Source organism: Metabacillus sp. KJ11-3 (genome assembly GCF_055808295.1).
Map to the genome: position 1 here is coordinate 1,035,387 of NZ_CM147865.1, position 18,096 is coordinate 1,053,482.

Annotated in this window: 16 protein-coding genes and 1 pseudogene; all 17 read left to right on the plus strand. The window is 37.0% G+C overall.

Features of this window, described 5'->3' with window-relative positions; all coding sequences use genetic code 11:
* The first annotated feature begins 47 nt into the window (after nt 1-47).
* The 17 genes and pseudogenes from spoIIP (at nt 48) to AC0L8O_RS05380 (ending at nt 18,029) form a co-directional block, all read left to right on the plus strand.
* Nucleotides 48-1,247 (plus strand): stage II sporulation protein P, encoded by a 1,200-nt coding sequence (spoIIP, locus tag AC0L8O_RS05300; RefSeq protein ID WP_473446871.1) that lies wholly within the window; start codon nt 48-50, stop codon nt 1,245-1,247.
* 21 nt (nt 1,248-1,268) lie between these two features.
* Nucleotides 1,269-1,610 carry a YqxA family protein gene (locus AC0L8O_RS05305; RefSeq protein WP_026558688.1) on the plus strand — a complete coding sequence of 114 codons (342 nt, stop codon included), beginning with the start codon at nt 1,269-1,271 and terminating at the stop codon, nt 1,608-1,610.
* Nucleotides 1,611-1,922: 312 nt separating this feature from the next.
* On the plus strand, nt 1,923-3,746 hold the full coding sequence (gene lepA / locus AC0L8O_RS05310; protein WP_473446872.1) for a translation elongation factor 4: 1,824 nt from the start codon (nt 1,923-1,925) through the stop codon (nt 3,744-3,746).
* A 106-nt stretch (nt 3,747-3,852) separates the two neighbouring features.
* Nucleotides 3,853-4,989: a radical SAM family heme chaperone HemW gene (gene hemW, locus AC0L8O_RS05315; protein WP_473448680.1), complete on the plus strand. Its 1,137-nt coding sequence runs from the start codon at nt 3,853-3,855 to the stop codon at nt 4,987-4,989.
* A 111-nt stretch (nt 4,990-5,100) separates the two neighbouring features.
* Nucleotides 5,101-6,132 (plus strand): heat-inducible transcriptional repressor HrcA, encoded by a 1,032-nt coding sequence (gene hrcA / locus AC0L8O_RS05320; RefSeq protein ID WP_473446873.1) that lies wholly within the window; start codon nt 5,101-5,103, stop codon nt 6,130-6,132.
* A gap of 103 nt (nt 6,133-6,235) precedes the next feature.
* Entirely contained in the window at nt 6,236-6,817 is a 582-nt protein-coding gene (gene grpE, locus AC0L8O_RS05325) for a nucleotide exchange factor GrpE (protein ID WP_473446874.1), read from the plus strand.
* 29 nt (nt 6,818-6,846) lie between these two features.
* A complete protein-coding gene (gene dnaK / locus AC0L8O_RS05330) occupies nt 6,847-8,679 on the plus strand; it encodes a molecular chaperone DnaK (protein WP_473446875.1) in 1,833 nt (610 codons plus the stop codon).
* Between the two features lie 250 nt (nt 8,680-8,929).
* Nucleotides 8,930-10,050 (plus strand): annotated as a pseudogene (dnaJ, locus tag AC0L8O_RS05335) (molecular chaperone DnaJ).
* Between the two features lie 41 nt (nt 10,051-10,091).
* Nucleotides 10,092-11,030 carry a 50S ribosomal protein L11 methyltransferase gene (gene prmA, locus AC0L8O_RS05340; RefSeq protein ID WP_473446876.1) on the plus strand — a complete coding sequence of 313 codons (939 nt, stop codon included), beginning with the start codon at nt 10,092-10,094 and terminating at the stop codon, nt 11,028-11,030.
* An 18-nt stretch (nt 11,031-11,048) separates the two neighbouring features.
* Complete coding sequence (locus tag AC0L8O_RS05345; protein WP_473446877.1) at nt 11,049-11,804, plus strand: 16S rRNA (uracil(1498)-N(3))-methyltransferase; 756 nt, start codon at nt 11,049-11,051, stop codon at nt 11,802-11,804.
* A gap of 6 nt (nt 11,805-11,810) precedes the next feature.
* Nucleotides 11,811-13,172, plus strand: coding sequence for a tRNA (N(6)-L-threonylcarbamoyladenosine(37)-C(2))-methylthiotransferase MtaB (gene mtaB, locus AC0L8O_RS05350; protein WP_473446878.1), 1,362 nt, complete (start codon nt 11,811-11,813; stop codon nt 13,170-13,172).
* Between the two features lie 164 nt (nt 13,173-13,336).
* Complete coding sequence (gene deoC / locus AC0L8O_RS05355; RefSeq protein WP_473446879.1) at nt 13,337-14,005, plus strand: deoxyribose-phosphate aldolase; 669 nt, start codon at nt 13,337-13,339, stop codon at nt 14,003-14,005.
* Nucleotides 14,006-14,223: 218 nt separating this feature from the next.
* Nucleotides 14,224-14,397, plus strand: a complete 174-nt coding sequence (rpsU, locus tag AC0L8O_RS05360) for a 30S ribosomal protein S21 (RefSeq protein ID WP_015595024.1) — start codon at nt 14,224-14,226, stop codon at nt 14,395-14,397.
* Between the two features lie 14 nt (nt 14,398-14,411).
* The gene (locus AC0L8O_RS05365) at nt 14,412-14,858 is read left to right on the plus strand and encodes a GatB/YqeY domain-containing protein (protein ID WP_026558699.1); all 447 of its coding nucleotides are present in this window, start codon (nt 14,412-14,414) and stop codon (nt 14,856-14,858) included.
* Nucleotides 14,859-15,123: 265 nt separating this feature from the next.
* Nucleotides 15,124-16,446: an NfeD family protein gene (locus AC0L8O_RS05370; protein WP_473446880.1), complete on the plus strand. Its 1,323-nt coding sequence runs from the start codon at nt 15,124-15,126 to the stop codon at nt 16,444-16,446.
* Between the two features lie 28 nt (nt 16,447-16,474).
* Nucleotides 16,475-17,467 carry a flotillin-like protein FloA gene (gene floA / locus AC0L8O_RS05375; RefSeq protein WP_473446881.1) on the plus strand — a complete coding sequence of 331 codons (993 nt, stop codon included), beginning with the start codon at nt 16,475-16,477 and terminating at the stop codon, nt 17,465-17,467.
* Nucleotides 17,468-17,534: 67 nt separating this feature from the next.
* Entirely contained in the window at nt 17,535-18,029 is a 495-nt protein-coding gene (locus AC0L8O_RS05380) for a hypothetical protein (RefSeq protein WP_473446882.1), read from the plus strand.
* The last annotated feature ends 67 nt before the right edge of the window (nt 18,030-18,096 follow it).

The following is an 18,096-nucleotide window of genomic DNA, read 5'->3' on the forward strand; positions in this document are numbered from 1 at the left end:
TATGCTTGGACATACATTTTAGTAGACAAGCATAAGGAGGATATTGAATGAAGCGTACTACTACTAGTCGCAATATGATTGTTACCTTAAATGGGACAAGCATAAAAAAGGGAATCGTCATAAGCTTCATTGTTTTGGTCATAACCTTTTTACTTTCAGGTATTTTAACATCTTTAAAGCCGGAATACCGATTAACCTCTTCATCCATTCATGATTTAACAAAACACATTGATAGTGAGGCATTCTTGCAATTGTTAGGAGCGGAAAATCGCTATTTTGTTTCCGCTATGCCGGAAAAAGCCGAGCCAATAAAACTATCCTCAATTATGTTTAAAGTGGCAACAAGCATAAACCCTGATGATCCGCGAAGCCTTTTAGGACGGGAGTTACCGGGTTTTTCTCTCTTTGATAGTGAAATAGTTGTTGCCGGAGATGGGACAAACTATACAAATATGCCATATGAATCACCACCACCAACAGAAGTGCTACTTCAAGAAAGAGAAGCTTCAATTGATAAAAATGATGTTGTCAATGCAGATGATGGTGAACCTAAAACTCCTCCGGCATTAACAACAGGTGACAAAAAAGTAGTGTACATTTACAACACGCATAATACGGAGTCATACCTTCCTCTTTTAGAGGGTGAAGACGATCCAAATCGTGCCATTCATTCCAAGGCAAATGTAACAATGGTTAGTGAACTATTAGGAAAAGCCCTTAAAGAAGAAGGAATTGGAAGTCAAGTGGAAACAACCGATATTCAAGCCAATTTGAAACAAAAAGGTTGGAACTATGCCAAGTCTTATACAGCTTCTCGTCCTGTAGTTCAAAGTGCAATGGCAAGTAATCAGGACCTAACGTATATGATTGACATTCACCGTGATTCACAAAGGAAGGGTGTCACAACCATAAAAATTGGAGACAAATCGTACGCGAAGCTTGCGTTTGTGATAGGTGGAGACAATCCAACAGCTGAAAAAAACGAACAGCTGGCAAAAGATCTACATGAATTACTACAAGAAAAATATCCAGGTTTAAGTAGAGGTATTTTTGAACAAGGTGGTAAAGGATACAACGGAGTTTATAATCAAGATTTATCAAATAATGCCATGCTTCTTGAATTTGGTGGTGTGGATAATAACCTTGACGAATTAAAAAATACAATTGCAGCAGTGGCAGATGTTTTTAGTGAGTATTATTGGCAAGCAGAAAAGGTGAATGGGGAAACTTCTTCTGAAAAAAAGTAAACTTATTGTGAGGGAAGCAAGATGGTGAAATTTATGTTAAAATGCATTGTTCTTTGTTCTGTTCTACTTTTTGGGGTACTTATTGGGATGCAACAAGCTAACCAAGGGATGATTAAAATGAAGGGCTACAATGATCCTGATTTTCAAGGTGCTTTCCAAATTGATAGTAATGAGACTGGTGACGTAGAAGCTTCAATCCTGGGGAATGAGGTTACAAGCCAAGACCTTCAAAAAAAACAAGAACAGTTAGAACAAATAGAAGCTTTTAATATGTTCTCTCAATTAGGTAAACAATTTGCCAATATTGTTAGCAGTGGTGTATCATCTTTGCTTAAAACAGTAACAGAATTAATGGATGGATGAATGAATCACAAAAGCAAAAACTAATGAAAAAGCTGTCAAAAGAGTACATTATATACTGTATCTTTTGACAGTTTTTTATTGTTGTAACTCACTATCCTTTCTTAACTACTGTAAATAGTGGCTTTCACTGGTCTGATTGCCTCGATTTTTCTTGCAACTTTCCCAGTTTTTTTGCAACCATTATATACAGAATCATTTCTTGATGGAATAAACTTTGTTCAATGCATGTTTATTATCCATTGAATGTTGATTTGCCAGTTGATATAATGAGAAATAGTGTATTTGTAAGCTATGTAGGAGTGAAGTCATAATATGAACAGAGAAGAAAAATTAAATAGGCAATCGAAAATACGGAATTTTTCGATCATTGCCCATATTGATCATGGTAAATCAACTCTAGCAGATCGTATTTTAGAAAAAACATCTGCATTAACTCAGCGTGAAATGAAGAATCAATTATTAGATTCTATGGATTTGGAAAGAGAACGTGGAATTACAATAAAATTAAATGCTGTTCAATTGAAATATAAAGCAAAAGATGGAGAGGAATACACTTTCCATTTAATTGATACACCAGGACACGTCGACTTTACATACGAGGTTTCACGAAGCCTTGCAGCATGTGAAGGAGCGATCCTTGTTGTAGATGCAGCTCAAGGAATTGAAGCACAAACACTGGCAAACGTGTATTTAGCTCTTGATAATGATTTAGAAATATTACCTGTTATTAATAAAATCGATCTACCAAGTGCTGATCCAGAACGTGTTCGTCAAGAAGTTGAGGATGTTATCGGCCTAGACGCTTCAGAAGCAGTATTAGCTTCTGCTAAGGCTGGTATTGGAATTGAAGAAATTCTGGAGCAAGTAGTTGAGAAAGTTCCTGCACCACAGGGGGATCCTGAAGGTCCGTTAAAAGCATTGATTTTTGACTCCTTATATGATGCTTACCGCGGAGTGGTTGCCTATATCCGTGTTGTAGAAGGATCGGTTAAAGTGGGTCAAAAGATCAAAATGATGGCTACAGGTAAAGAATTTGAAGTAACTGAAGTAGGGGTATTTAATCCAAAGCCTGTACAGTTAAAAGAATTAAATGTCGGGGACGTTGGTTTTTTAACAGCAGCGATTAAAAATGTCGGAGATACTCGTGTCGGAGATACGATTACAAATGCAAAAAATGGTGCAACTGAGGCACTTCCGGGTTATCGTAAGCTTAATCCTATGGTTTTCTGTGGTCTATATCCAATCGATACGGCAAAATATAATGATTTACGTGAAGCTTTAGAAAAGCTTGAGTTAAACGACTCTTCTCTTCAATTTGAGCCAGAGACATCACAAGCGTTAGGGTTTGGGTTCCGTTGCGGGTTCCTGGGATTACTACACATGGAAATTATCCAGGAGCGAATTGAACGTGAATTCAAAATTGACTTAATTACAACTGCTCCGAGTGTTATCTATGATGTTCATTTAACAGATGGAGAGACAATTAGAGTAGATAACCCTTCTAACATGCCAGACCCTCAAAAGATAGATCATATTGAAGAGCCTTATGTAAAGGCGGCAATTATGGTTCCGAACGATTATGTTGGAGCAGTTATGGAACTTTGCCAGAAAAAACGCGGGAACTTTATAGACATGCAATACTTGGATGAAAATCGTGTGAGTATAAATTACGAGATTCCGTTGTCTGAAATTGTGTATGATTTCTTTGATCAATTAAAATCAAACACGAAGGGATATGCTTCATTTGATTATGAATTAATAGGGTATAAGACATCAACATTGGTGAAGATGGATATTCTGTTAAATGCTGAAAAAATAGATGCCCTTTCATTTATTGTTCATCGTGATTCTGCATACGACCGTGGAAAGATGATTGTTGAAAAACTAAAGGAACTAATTCCACGTCAACAATTCGAAGTACCAATTCAAGCAGCAATTGGTCAAAAAATTGTAGCTAGGTCGACAATTAAAGCTATGCGCAAAAACGTACTTGCCAAATGTTACGGTGGAGATATTTCCCGTAAACGTAAGCTCCTAGAAAAGCAAAAAGAAGGTAAAAAACGTATGAAGCAAGTCGGTTCAGTAGAAGTGCCGCAGGAAGCATTTATGGCAGTACTACGAATGGATGAAAGCTGATCTTTTTCATCAAAAAGTAGCCTGTGATATACTTGATACCATTAAACTGAAATAAACTGATGCCGCAGCGATGTCTGCGGCTTCTTAATTAGAAGGTGAAATAATGATTCAATCAGCTTACATTCACATCCCCTTTTGTCATCATATATGTCACTATTGTGACTTTAATAAAGTATTCTTTAAACAACAGCCTGTTGATGAATATATTGAAATGGTCATTAAAGAGATGCATCATAGAAGTGAACTTAGCCTGGAACACCCTCTTAAGACTATATTTATAGGTGGGGGAACACCAACTGCGTTATCGGCAGAACAGTTAGATCGGCTATTTGAGGGAATTACGGATGAATTACTTCCTGGAAATCAGCTTGTAGAGTTTGCAGTTGAAGCAAATCCCGGAGAGCTAACAGAAGAGAAGCTGTCCGTATTAAAAAATGCGGGTGTAAATCGTTTAAGTATAGGAGTTCAAAGCTTTGATGATGAGTTATTAAAGAAAATTGGGCGTGTACATCGAACGGAAGATGTGTTTAGAACGGTCCATCAGGCTGAAAAAGCAGGCTTTGATAATATAAGTTTAGATCTCATGTATGCTCTTCCTGGCCAAACCGTAGAGCAGTTTAAGAAAACTCTTGAAACTGCTTTTACATTAAATGTTAAACATTATTCAGCTTATTCATTAATTATTGAACCTAAAACTGTATTCTATAATCTCATGCAAAAGGGGAGATTATCATTGCCGCCTCAAGAGCAGGAAGCGATTATGTACGAGCTGGCAATGGAAGAAATGGAGAAACAGGGATTCAAACAATATGAAATTAGTAATTATGCGATTCCGGGCTATGAAAGTAACCACAATATCACATATTGGAATAATGAGTACTATTATGGTTTTGGAGCCGGCGCACATGGCTATGAAGATGGAATTAGAACATCAAATATCGGACCTATTAAGAAATATATGGAAAATGTACTTGAACTAGGAAATGCTTTTCAATCTCAACATCGAGTGAGCATTGAAGAGGCAATGGAAGAGGAAATGTTTTTAGGACTTCGCAAAGTTGAAGGTGTTTATAAGGAAAGGTTCTTTGAAAAATTTGATGTAACATTAGAAAGTAAGTTTGGAGAACAAATTAAGCAGCTAGTTCATAAAGGATTATTAGTTGATGCTGAAAAGTCTATCTTCTTAACACGAAAAGGTAAATTATTGGGTAATGAAGTATTTCAAGAGTTCTTGATCTCTTAAATCTGGATAAAAATTCATGTATTTATTAATTGACAATTTATTTTGGTTTTGATAACTTTTTATATATATTTAGCACTCACTTATAAAGAGTGCTAACAGAGGTGATGAATAATGCTTACAGATCGCCAATTGTTAATCCTTCAAGTAATAATTGATGATTTTATTCATTCAGCTCAGCCTGTAGGTTCTCGATCATTAGCGAAAAAAGACGATATAACGTTTAGCTCGGCTACTATTAGGAACGAGATGGCTGACTTAGAGGACCTTGGATTTATTGAAAAAACCCATAGTTCTTCTGGACGTGTTCCTTCTGAGAAGGGATATCGCTACTATGTGGACCATTTATTATCTCCACAGAGATTAACGAAAACAGAAGTATCACAAATTAAATCAATTTATGCTGAGAAAATATTTGAACTAGAAAAGGTTGTTCAAAAATCAGCACAAATTTTGTCGGAATTGACAAATTATACATCGATTGTTCTGGGGCCCAAAGTGAATGAAAATCGCTTAAAAAGGTTACAAATAGTCCCGATAAATCATGATACAGCGGTAGCTATTATTGTGACAAATACCGGTCATGTTGAAAATCGAACCATTACATTTCCAGGATCACTTGACCCTGGTGATATCGAAAAAATGGTAAATATTTTAAATGAAAGATTAGTCGGGGTTCCTCTAGTTGAGCTGCAGAATAAAATTTTTAAGGAAGTTGTCACAGTTCTTAAAGATCATATTGAAAACTATGATATGCTATTAAGGATTATGGCTGGTTCATTAAAGTTAGACTCAACTGAAAAGATTTATTTTGGCGGTAAGACTAATATGCTAAGCCAACCGGAGTTTTCTGATATTGGCAGAATCAGGTCGTTATTAACGATGATTGAACATGAAAAAGAAATATATGGTCTATTAAAAAGCGACAACACGGGAATTACAATTAAAATCGGTAAAGAGAATGATAATTCCGCAATGGAAAATTGTAGCTTAATTACAGCTACATATTCTCTAGGGGAAAATCAATTCGGTACAATTGCTGTATTAGGACCAACAAGAATGGAGTATTCACGAGTGATCAGCTTATTAACAAGAATGACCCGTGACCTTTCTAAAACCCTTACCGAATTGTATCACGAAAGATAAGCTTGGTTATATTGATATATGGATGGGATATACTCTATTCCATCCGATTCCTATGCATATAAATCATATGATATAACGATTTCTTTAAGGGAGGTGAAACATCGTGTCAAATGAGAAAAACGTTGCAGAACAAGAAGAAACAGTAGATACACAAGATACTGAAGAAGTCGAAGTTGAAGTGGTCGATGCAGAAGATGTAACTGTTGAAGAAGCTAAAGAAACTGCTGATGAAACAACTGCAAAAATTGCTGAATTACAAGCGAAGCTTGACGAAACAGAAAATAAAATGCTTCGAAACCAAGCTGACTTCGATAACTTTAGACGCCGCACTCGCATAGATCAGGAAGCTGCTCAAAAGTATCGTGCTCAAAGTATTGTCTCTGACATTTTACCTGCTCTTGATAACTTTGAAAGAGCGTTACAAATAGAAGCTAATAATGAACAAACAAAATCATTATTACAAGGTATGAATATGGTTTACAACCAGTTAGTTCAAGCCCTTCAAAATGAAGGTGTAGAAGTAATTAAATCTGTTGGTGAACCATTTGATCCACATCTGCATCAAGCAGTTATGCAGGTTGAGGATGACAACTTTGAATCCAACACTGTAGTAGAAGAACTACAAAAAGGCTACAAACTCAAGGATCGGGTCATACGACCTGCCATGGTAAAAGTAAATCAATAATAAACTTACATATTAGGAGGTTCTATTCAATGAGTAAAATTATCGGTATCGACTTAGGTACAACAAACTCATGTGTCGCAGTTTTAGAAGGCGGAGAACCGAAAGTAATTCCAAACCCAGAAGGAAACCGTACAACACCTTCTGTAGTTGCTTTCAAAAACGGTGAACGTCAAGTTGGTGAGGTTGCAAAGCGTCAAGCAATCACTAACCCAAATACAATTATCTCAATTAAACGTCATATGGGTACTGATCACAAAGTAGAGGTTGAAGGTAAAAACTATACACCACAAGAACTTTCAGCCATCATTCTTCAACACTTAAAATCATACGCTGAAGAGTATTTAGGAGAGCCTGTTACTAAAGCAGTTATTACTGTTCCAGCTTACTTCAATGATGCTGAGCGTCAAGCTACTAAAGATGCTGGTAAAATTGCCGGTTTAGAAGTTGAACGTATTATCAACGAACCTACTGCTGCAGCTTTAGCATATGGGTTAGATAAAACAGACGAAGACCAAACAATCCTAGTTTATGACTTAGGTGGCGGAACGTTTGACGTATCTGTACTTGAACTTGGTGATGGTGTATTCGAAGTACGTTCTACTGCTGGGGACAACCGTCTAGGTGGAGATGACTTTGACCAAGTCATTATTGATTATTTAGTTGCTGAATTCAAAAAGGAAAACGGCATTGATCTTTCTAAAGATAAAATGGCCCTGCAACGTTTAAAAGATGCAGCTGAAAAAGCGAAAAAAGATCTTTCAGGTGTAACATCAACTCAAATTTCATTACCATTTATTACAGCTGGAGAAGCTGGTCCACTTCACTTAGAAGTAAGCCTATCTCGTGCGAAATTTGATGAATTATCATCTGATTTAGTAGAAAGAACAATGGGACCTGTTCGTCAAGCACTAAGTGATGCAGATCTTTCAGCAAATGAAATTGATAAAGTTATCCTTGTTGGTGGTTCTACTCGTATTCCTGCTGTACAGGAAGCAATTAAAAAAGCATTAGGAAAAGAACCGCATAAAGGTGTAAACCCTGACGAAGTGGTTGCACTTGGTGCATCAATTCAAGGTGGAGTTATTACTGGAGACGTTAAAGATGTTGTATTACTTGACGTTACTCCACTTTCACTTGGTATTGAAACAATGGGTAGTGTATTTACAAAGCTTATTGAACGTAATACAACAATCCCGACAAGTAAATCACAAGTGTTCTCAACAGCAGCTGATAACCAAACAGCAGTAGATATTCACGTACTACAAGGTGAACGTCCAATGGCAGCTGACAACAAAACATTAGGTCGCTTCCAATTAACTGATATTCCACCAGCACCACGTGGTGTTCCACAAATTGAAGTATCCTTTGATATTGATAAAAATGGTATCGTAAATGTTCGTGCAAAAGACTTAGGTACAAACAAAGAGCAAGCCATTACGATCAAATCAAACACTGGCTTATCAGATGAAGAAATCGACCGCATGGTAAAAGAAGCGGAAGAAAACGCTGATGCTGATAAAGCGCGTAAAGAAGAAGTGGAACTTCGTAATGAAGCAGATCAATTAGTCTTCCAAACAGAGAAAACGCTAAAAGATCTTGAAGGAAAAGTAGACGAAGCTGAAGTAGCAAAAGCTAACGAAGCGAAGGATGCTTTAAAATCAGCGATTGAAAGTAATAACTTAGAAGAAATTAAAGCGAAAAAAGAAGCTCTTCAAACTATCGTACAAGAGCTATCAGTGAAGCTTTATGAACAAGCTCAGCAAGCAGCAGGTGCGCAGCAACAAGGCGGAGATGCAGGCAGCAAAGCTGATGATGTTGTAGATGCTGAATTTGAAGAAGTAAATGATGACGACAAAAAATAAGTCAATCTAAGGTGAAAAGTCAAAGTCAGGGTGCGTCTTGACTTTGACTTTTTTTTTGCACGATCAGAAAATATAAAAATAGTATGGATGATCGTATATGAAATACTTGGATTTCCCCATTAAGACCTGGTGACAAGCCGAATTTTTTTATTAACATGAAAAGCATGATATGGATAGATAATTATGTTGCTTTTCATCTCTTTTGAGTGATACAATTTACCTTATGTGAGAAAATCGGGAGTGAGAAATTATGAGCAAGCGTGATTACTATGAAGTCCTCGGGTTAAGTAAGAACGCGAGTAAGGATGAGATAAAAAAGCTTATCGAAAGCTTTCAAAAACCTATCATCCAGACATTAACAAAGAAGCTGATGCTGATGCAAAATTCAAAGAAATTACGGAAGCTTATGAAACATTAAGTGATGATCAAAAGAAAGCTCACTATGATCAATTCGGTCATACTGATCCGAACCAAGGTTTCGGTGGTGGTGCCGGATTTGGTGGAGACGGCTTTGGATTTGAAGATATTTTCAGCTCAATCTTTGGTGGCGGAACTCGTAGAAGAGACCCAAATGCACCAAGACAAGGTGCGGACCTGCAATATACAATGACATTGGATTTTGATGAGGCTGTATTCGGTAAAGAAACAACAATTGAAATTCCTAGAGAAGAAACATGTGAAACATGTGATGGATCAGGCGCGCAAAAAGGAACAAAACCGGAAACATGTACACATTGTGGTGGTAGCGGGCAACAAAGTGTTGAGCAAAATACACCATTTGGCCGTATTGTAAATCGCCGTGTTTGTCACCATTGTGAAGGTACTGGGAAAATGATCAAACATAAATGCGGAACTTGCCGTGGAACCGGAAAGGTGAAAAAGCGCAAGAAAATTTCGGTCAAAATTCCTGCAGGTGTTGATGATGGTCAGCAATTACGTGTTTCTGCACAGGGAGAACCAGGAGTAAATGGTGGACCTCCAGGTGACCTTTATGTCGTGTTCAACGTAAGAGATCATGAATTCTTTGAAAGAGATGGCGATGATATCTATTGTGAAATGCCATTAACGTTTGCGCAGGCAGCACTTGGGGATGAAATCCAAGTACCGACATTGCATGGAAAAGTAAAATTAAAAGTACCAGCTGGAACACAGACTGGTAAGAAATTCCGTTTGTCTGGGAAAGGTGTTCCGAACGTAAGAGGGTACGGTCAGGGAGATCAATACGTTATTTTACGTGTGTTAACGCCGACAAACTTAACTGAAAAGCAAAAAGATCTTTTAAGAGAATTTGCTGACATAAGCGGTTCAAAGCCTGATGAACATGAAGAAAGTTTTTTTGATAAAGTAAAAAGAGCCTTTAAAGGTGATTGAATTAAGAATTTTTTAATGGTTTAGGATTGGAGTTGGTAGATATGAAGTGGTCAGAATTAAGTGTTCATACAACACAAGAAGCAGTTGAACCTATTTCAAATATCCTGCATGAGGCTGGAGCGAGTGGTGTAGTCATTGAGGACCTTGCAGATTTAATGAAAGAACGTAGTACCGCACTAGGTGAAATCTACCAACTCGATCCAACCGATTATCCCGAAGAGGGCGTTGTTGTAAAAGCCTATTTACCCGTGAATAGCTTTCTTGGGGAAACAGTTGATGCAATTAAAGCTGGTATCAACAATCTATTGTTATATGATATTGATCTGGGAAGAAATCATATTACCATAAGTGAGGTAAATGAAGAGGAATGGGCGACGGCATGGAAAAAATATTATCATCCCGTTAAGATTTCTGAAAAGTTTACCATTGTTCCAACATGGGAAATATACGAGCCGGTAAGTTCTGATGAACTGATCATTGAACTTGATCCAGGAATGGCATTCGGTACAGGAACACATCCTACAACAGTTTTATGTATTCAAGCATTAGAACGTACCGTACAAAAGGAAGATACGATCATTGATGTCGGTACAGGGTCTGGTGTGTTAAGTATTGCAGCTGGATTATTAGGTGCTAAACAAATTGATGCCTTTGATTTAGATCAAGTAGCTGTTGAGAGCGCAAAACTGAATGTGAAGCTAAATAAGGTTCAAAACGTTGTAAATGTTTCACAAAAAAACTTACTAGATGGTGTTGAAGGACCAGTTGACTTAGTTGTGTCAAATATATTAGCTGAAATTATTGTTCGTTTCATAGACAAAGCTTATGACGTATTAAAAGATAACGGAACGTTCATCACGTCCGGAATTATTCAAAATAAAAAACAGGAAGTAAAAGAAGCCCTCATACATGCAGGTTTTGTCATTGAAGAAACAATGGTTATGGAAGACTGGGTAGCGTTTATAGCAAAAAAGAAGTAAAGAAAGAAGGCGTTACTTTTGCAACGGTACTTTATTAAAGAAGATAAAACTAATATCGAGACAACCATCTATGTTAATGGTGATGATGTCCATCATATTTCTCGGGTCTTGCGTATGCAAGCAGGCGATAAGATTATATGCTGTACGAAGGATGGTTTTGAAGCTCTCTGTGAAATTGTTGAAATTACCAATGACCAAGTTCAATGTTTTGTATTAGAATGGATGACAGTGAATCGTGAATTACCTGTATCTATATCCATTGCGAGCGGGTTGCCTAAAGGGGATAAGCTTGAATGGATCATTCAGAAAGGCACCGAATTAGGTGCTTCTTCATTTATCCCTTTTAATGCTGCTCGTTCCATTGTGAAGCTTGAAGCAAAGAAAACTGGGAAAAAGCTTGAGCGTTGGAATAAGATTGCAAAGGAAGCTTCTGAACAGTCATACCGCAATAAAATACCTGAGGTTTTAGAGCCTTGTGATTTTCAACATATAATAGAGTTAGCAAAAAGCTATGATGTGAAGGTCGTAGCTTATGAAGAGTCGGCAAAGCAAGGGGAAAAGAAAAATCTGGCTAAAGCTTTCGAAAAATTAGAAGAAGGCAGTTCACTTCTGGTTGTATTTGGACCTGAAGGTGGGCTAACAGAGAAGGAAATTGAAAGATTAGAACAAACTGGTTTTTATATATGCAGTTTTGGACCAAGAATTTTAAGAACGGAAACAGCGCCATTATATTTATTATCTGCTGTTTCTTATTATTTCGAACTATCGAGGTGATAAATAATGCCTACAGTAGCATTTCATACATTAGGTTGCAAGGTAAATCATTATGAAACAGAAGCCATTTGGCAGCTATTTAAAGAAGCTGGCTATGAGCGGACAGAATACGAACGAGTTGCGGATGTATATGTCATTAATACGTGTACAGTAACAAACACAGGTGATAAAAAAAGTCGACAAGTTATTCGACGTGCGATTAGAAAAAATCCTGATGGTGTTATTTGCGTAACAGGATGTTATGCCCAGACTTCACCTGCTGAAATTATGGCGATACCAGGTGTAGATATTGTTGTAGGAACTCAAGATCGTGTGAAAATGCTTGAGTATATAGAACAATTTAAAAAAGAAAGACAGCCGATTAACGGTGTTAGAAATATCATGAAGACACGTGTATATGAAGAACTCGATGTACCATCTTTTACTGATCGTACAAGAGCTTCATTAAAGATTCAGGAAGGATGTAATAACTTTTGTACTTTCTGTATTATTCCGTGGGCTCGTGGGTTAATGCGTTCACGTGATCCAAAAGAGGTTGTTGCACAAGCTCAGCAGCTAGTTAACGCTGGATATAAAGAGATCGTACTAACAGGAATTCATACTGGTGGCTATGGTGAAGATTTAAAAGATTATAATCTTGCTATGCTATTAAGAGATTTAGATGCACAAGTAGAAGGATTGAAACGTATTCGTATTTCTTCTATTGAAGCGAGTCAAATTTCAGATGAAGTTATTGAGGTCCTTAAGAAATCTGAAAAAGTTGTGCGTCATTTGCACATTCCAATTCAGTCTGGATCTGACACAGTGTTAAAGCGTATGCGCAGAAAATATACAATGGAGTTTTTTGCGGAACGTTTAGATCGCTTAAAAGAAGCATTGCCGGGCTTAGCCGTAACATCTGATGTTATTGTTGGGTTTCCAGGTGAAACAGAAGAAGAATTTATGGAAACTTATAACTTCATTAAAAAATACAAGTTCTCTGAGCTCCATGTATTTCCTTATTCCAAGCGTACAGGAACACCTGCTGCTCGCATGGATGATCAAATAGATGAAGAAATTAAAAATAATCGTGTTCATCGATTAATTGAACTTTCAAATCAACTTGCGAAGGAATATTCTTCTCAATTTGAAAATGAAGTGTTAGAGGTTATTCCTGAAGAAAGATATAAAGAAGAGCAAAACGAAGATTTATATGTTGGTTATACAGATAACTACTTGAAGGTTGTATTACCTGCAAATGAAGAAATGGTTGGGAAAATTGTTAAAGTAAAAATTACGAAAGCTGGATATCCCTACAATGAGGGTCAGTTTGTAAAAGTAATGGGAGACATTCAAAAACCAACTGAAAAAGTTCGATTAACATCATGATTCCAAACAGGGTCAGCATAAAAATGCTGGCCCTTTTGAATTATATAATGATAATGTGATAAAAAGCAGTGATGGAGTACAAATTAATTTTGTACTCGTTTTTATACAGAATAAATGTTAAGATGTAAGAGGTCGGACAACTATTAATAAGGAGACGATACATAATGTCTAAAATAGCGAATATGATTGACCATACAGCCTTGAAAGCAGATACAACCAGAGATGTTATTGAAAAGCTTTGTCAGGAAGCAACTGAGTATCAATTTGCATCCGTTTGCGTAAACCCTACATGGGTTGAAACAGCTGCTCAGTTACTAAAGAATTCAGAAGTTAAGGTTTGCACAGTAATTGGATTTCCACTAGGGGCAAACACACCTGAAACAAAAGCATTTGAAACGAAGGATGTCATTGAAAAAGGTGCAACAGAAGTGGATATGGTCATTAATATCGGAGCACTAAAAGATAAAAACGATGATCTTATTCTAAAAGACATAAAAGCAGTAGTTGACGCTGCAAATGGGAAAGCGTTAACGAAAGTTATTATTGAAACTAGTCTGCTTACTGAAGAAGAAAAAGTTAGAGCTTGTGAACTTTCTGTAAAAGCAGGGGCAGACTTTGTGAAAACTTCAACAGGTTTTTCAACAGGAGGAGCTACTGTAGAGGATATTTCGCTTATGAGAAAAACAGTGGGTCCTACGATAGGTGTAAAGGCTTCAGGGGGAGTAAGAGATACAGAAGGTGCAGAGGCACTTATAAAAGCTGGTGCAACACGAATAGGAGCAAGCTCTGGAGTATCCATTATAAAAGGAGAAGCTTCAACATCAGATTACTAATTTAAATGTGATGACATCTGGTCAATTTGTACAATCAAACAATTTTAATCTGCATAAAATAAACTTAACATTTAAACTTATTCATAAAACAAGATCTTTTTATGATATGAGTTGACCTGTATTATTCATTATATTATAATGTCAAAGTACATGTTTATCTATAGACATGTTTTATTTACAAGATGTCGATTGGTTGTATTCGGAGGGAGGGAAAGAGAATGTCAAAAACGGTCGTTCGTAAAAACGAGTCGCTTGAAGATGCTCTTCGTCGTTTCAAACGTACTGTATCAAAAAGTGGTACAATACAAGAAGCTAGAAAGCGCGAATTCTATGAAAAGCCTAGCGTAAAGCGTAAGAAAAAGTCTGAAGCAGCTAGAAAGCGCAAATTCTAAAAGAGGGTGTACGTATGAGTCTTCTTGATCGGTTGAATCAAGACATGAAACAAGCGATGAAAAACAAAGAAAAAGACAAATTAGTTGTTATTCGTATGGTCAAGGCTGCTTTACAAAATGAAGCAATTAAACTTGGCAATAACGAATTGTCTGCTGAAGAAGAATTGACGGTTCTTTCTCGCGAGCTTAAACAACGAAAAGACTCCCTCCAGGAATTCAAAAATGCTGATCGTTTGGACTTAGTTGAAAAAACACAAGCAGAAATCGATATACTTGTCGATTATATGCCTGAGCAGCTTTCCGAGGAAGAAGTTTCTGAAATTGTAAAACAGACTATTTCAGAAGTGAATGCTACTTCTAAAGCCGATATGGGGAAAGTCATGGGAGCACTTATGCCCAAAGTAAAAGGTAAAGCAGACGGAAGTCTTGTTAATAAGCTTGTGCAACAACAGCTATCATAAATGAGTAAAAACACCTTGCCTTAGCAAGGTGTTTTTACTATCTACAAAAGTAAACCTTTATTTTAAGACATACTAATATAAGAAAAAGACTAATAAGAAGTGAGATAACGTATACATAAAATAAAATGAAACCTTTTGCACTTACATTCGTATTACTATTATCTGATTAAGCTTTAGATTTTCAGTGTTCAATTAGAGCTATTAAGAGCTCTAGACAAAAAGCAATATGCGTCTGTGAACGATTAAAGTGAAAGGAGGGAAATAAGTGAAAAAGCAGTTTTTTCTATTTTTGATTGCTTTTGCTTTTTTGCTAAGTTTTTATCAAGGGTATCAGGCAATAGCTAAAGCTGATTCGACTCAAAAAGTGTATGTCATTCCTGTCGAAGAAACTGTTGAAAAAGGACTTTCTCAATATATAAAAAGAAATATTAATGAAGCACAAACACAAAAAGTGGATCACATTGTCCTGGAAATTGATACTCTTGGTGGAGCAGTTGACGGAGCCATGGAAATTTCAGATACCCTTCGTTCAAGTGAAATTCCAATAACAGCTTATATAAATAGACGTGCTATATCTGCAGGAGCTTATATTGCATTAAATGCTGATCAAATTTATATGGCGCCAGGAAGTCAAATGGGGTCTGCAGCAATTATCACAGGTGATGGGAATGCAGCTGATGATAAAGCACAATCTTTGTGGCTGTCTGAAATGCGGGAATCTGCAGAACGAAATGGCCGTGATCCTAAATTTGCTTTAGCCATGGCCGATAAAGATGTAGATATTCCTAAATATGGTGCCGGCAAGGGTGATTTGTTAACACTTGAAACAAAGCAGGCATCAGAAGTTGGCTATTCAGAAGGAACTGCTGCCAGCTTAGAAGACTTGTTAACTCAACTTGACCTTGAGGGTGCAACAGTCTTAAAAGCTGAGGAAAGTCTTGCAGAGAAAATAGCCCGATTTATTACAAACCCTGTTGTTGTTCCCATTCTTTTATCTATAGGCAGCTTAGGGTTGGTTGTGGAGCTTTATTCACCGGGATTTGGAGTTCCTGGATTTATGGGGCTTTCTGCATTGCTTTTATTCTTTTACGGACACCTAGTAGCAGGTCTGGCAGGGATGGAAGCCATTATACTCTTTATATTAGGGGTTATTTTCTTAATAGCTGAATTATTTGTTCCTGGCGGGATATTAGGTATACTAGGATTTGCTAGCGTTATTGGAAGTTTGTATGTTGCGTCAGGGAATTTCGTTCATATGACGATATCATTATTGATTTCTTTTGCTGTAGCATCTGCAGCATCTATTCTATTAGTAAAGGTGTTTGGAAAGCGTATGAATATCTTTAAAAAGCTAATATTGCGTGACTCAACAAATACCGAAAGTGGGTATGTGTCAAATGTTTCCAGACGTGAATTAATTGGAGCAGAAGGTATTGCGTTAACAACATTAAGACCTTCTGGGACAGCGGTTATTAACGAGGAACGACTGGACGTTGTAACTGAAGGCGGGTATATTATAAGAGGTCATAAGGTTAAAGTTATTAAAGTTGAAGGCTCACGTATTGTTGTGAGAGAGTTAAATGATTAATATTTAAGAATATAGGAGGAATATTACAATGGATGCATCTGCTATCTTATTAATAGGTCTAGTTATTTTAGGATTAATCTTTCTAGGTGTTTTCTTTACATTTGTGCCAATTGCACTTTGGATTTCAGCATTAGCAGCTGGTGTAAGAATTAGTATTTTCACTCTAATCGGGATGAGACTACGTCGAGTTATTCCTAGTCGTGTTGTGAATCCGTTAATTAAGGCTCACAAGGCTGGTCTTGATGTTACAACGAACCAACTTGAAAGCCACTATTTAGCCGGTGGTAATGTGGACCGTGTTGTTAATGCATTAATTGCTGCAGAGCGTGCAAACATCGAGTTAACATTTGAGCGTTGTGCTGCTATCGACCTAGCAGGTCGTGATGTCTTAGAGGCTGTTCAAATGAGTGTAAATCCAAAAGTTATTGAAACACCATTTATTGCCGGTGTAGCAATGGATGGTATAGAAGTAAAAGCAAAAGCTAGAATTACTGTAAGAGCAAATATCGAACGATTAGTTGGTGGTGCTGGAGAAGATACAATTATTGCCCGTGTTGGAGAAGGGATTGTAAGTACAATCGGTTCTTCTGATAACCATAAAAAAGTATTAGAAAATCCGGATCTTATTTCTCAAACTGTTTTAGGCAAAGGATTGGATTCAGGTACAGCATTTGAAATTCTCTCGATTGATATTGCGGATGTTGATATCGGTAAAAATATTGGTGCTGAATTACAAACAGAGCAGGCTGAAGCAGATAAGAAAATTGCACAGGCAAAAGCTGAGGAAAGAAGGGCAATGGCTGTAGCACAGGAACAAGAAATGCTTGCTCGTGTCCAAGAGATGAAAGCGAAAGTTGTGGAAGCAGAAGCACAGGTTCCGCTTGCTATGTCTGAGGCATTACGTTCAGGGAATATTGGTGTGATGGATTATATGAACATCAAAAATATTTCAGCTGATACTGAAATGAGAGATTCAATTGGAAAAACAAATAATGATCAAAGTGATCCTGAGCAATATTAATTTGTAAATAATGAAGGGATGAAAGATTGGGCTTCATTCCCTTTCCTCACAAAAGGAGGGAGAAAACATGGATATTACAGATATCATTTCCAATCCAATCGTATGGGCATTTCTTGTATGGTTGTTTTCAAGACTCTTTACTAATAAAAATAATCAAGAGGAAAACAAGCCAAAAGTACCTAGTCAGCCCAAAAATCAGCATGATCCTAGGCAAAATAATAGACCAAATACAAGGTCGGTACCTAAACCAGTTATGACAACTGTTGAATCTAAACAAAGAAAAGACGTAAGTAAGCCACCTCTTCAAACGGTACAAGAGGCATATGAGAAGATGAAACAGCGTACTTCAGAAAAAGAGATAGAGGTAAGGGTTGTAAAAGAACAACCTAAACCAAAGTCCGACATGCCTCAGGAACGAACACTTTCAGTTAATCGGAATGTTCGTCAAAATCATCTTGTTATTGATCAAAATAAGGCAGCACAAGGTGTTATTTGGAGTGAAATATTAGGTCCGCCCCGTGCGAAAAATCCATACTATACAAAAACGAGAAGACATTCGTAACTTATCAAATAATCTGTTATAAGACTTCATTTTCTCTCATACATATGAGATGAAAGGGGGTCTTTTT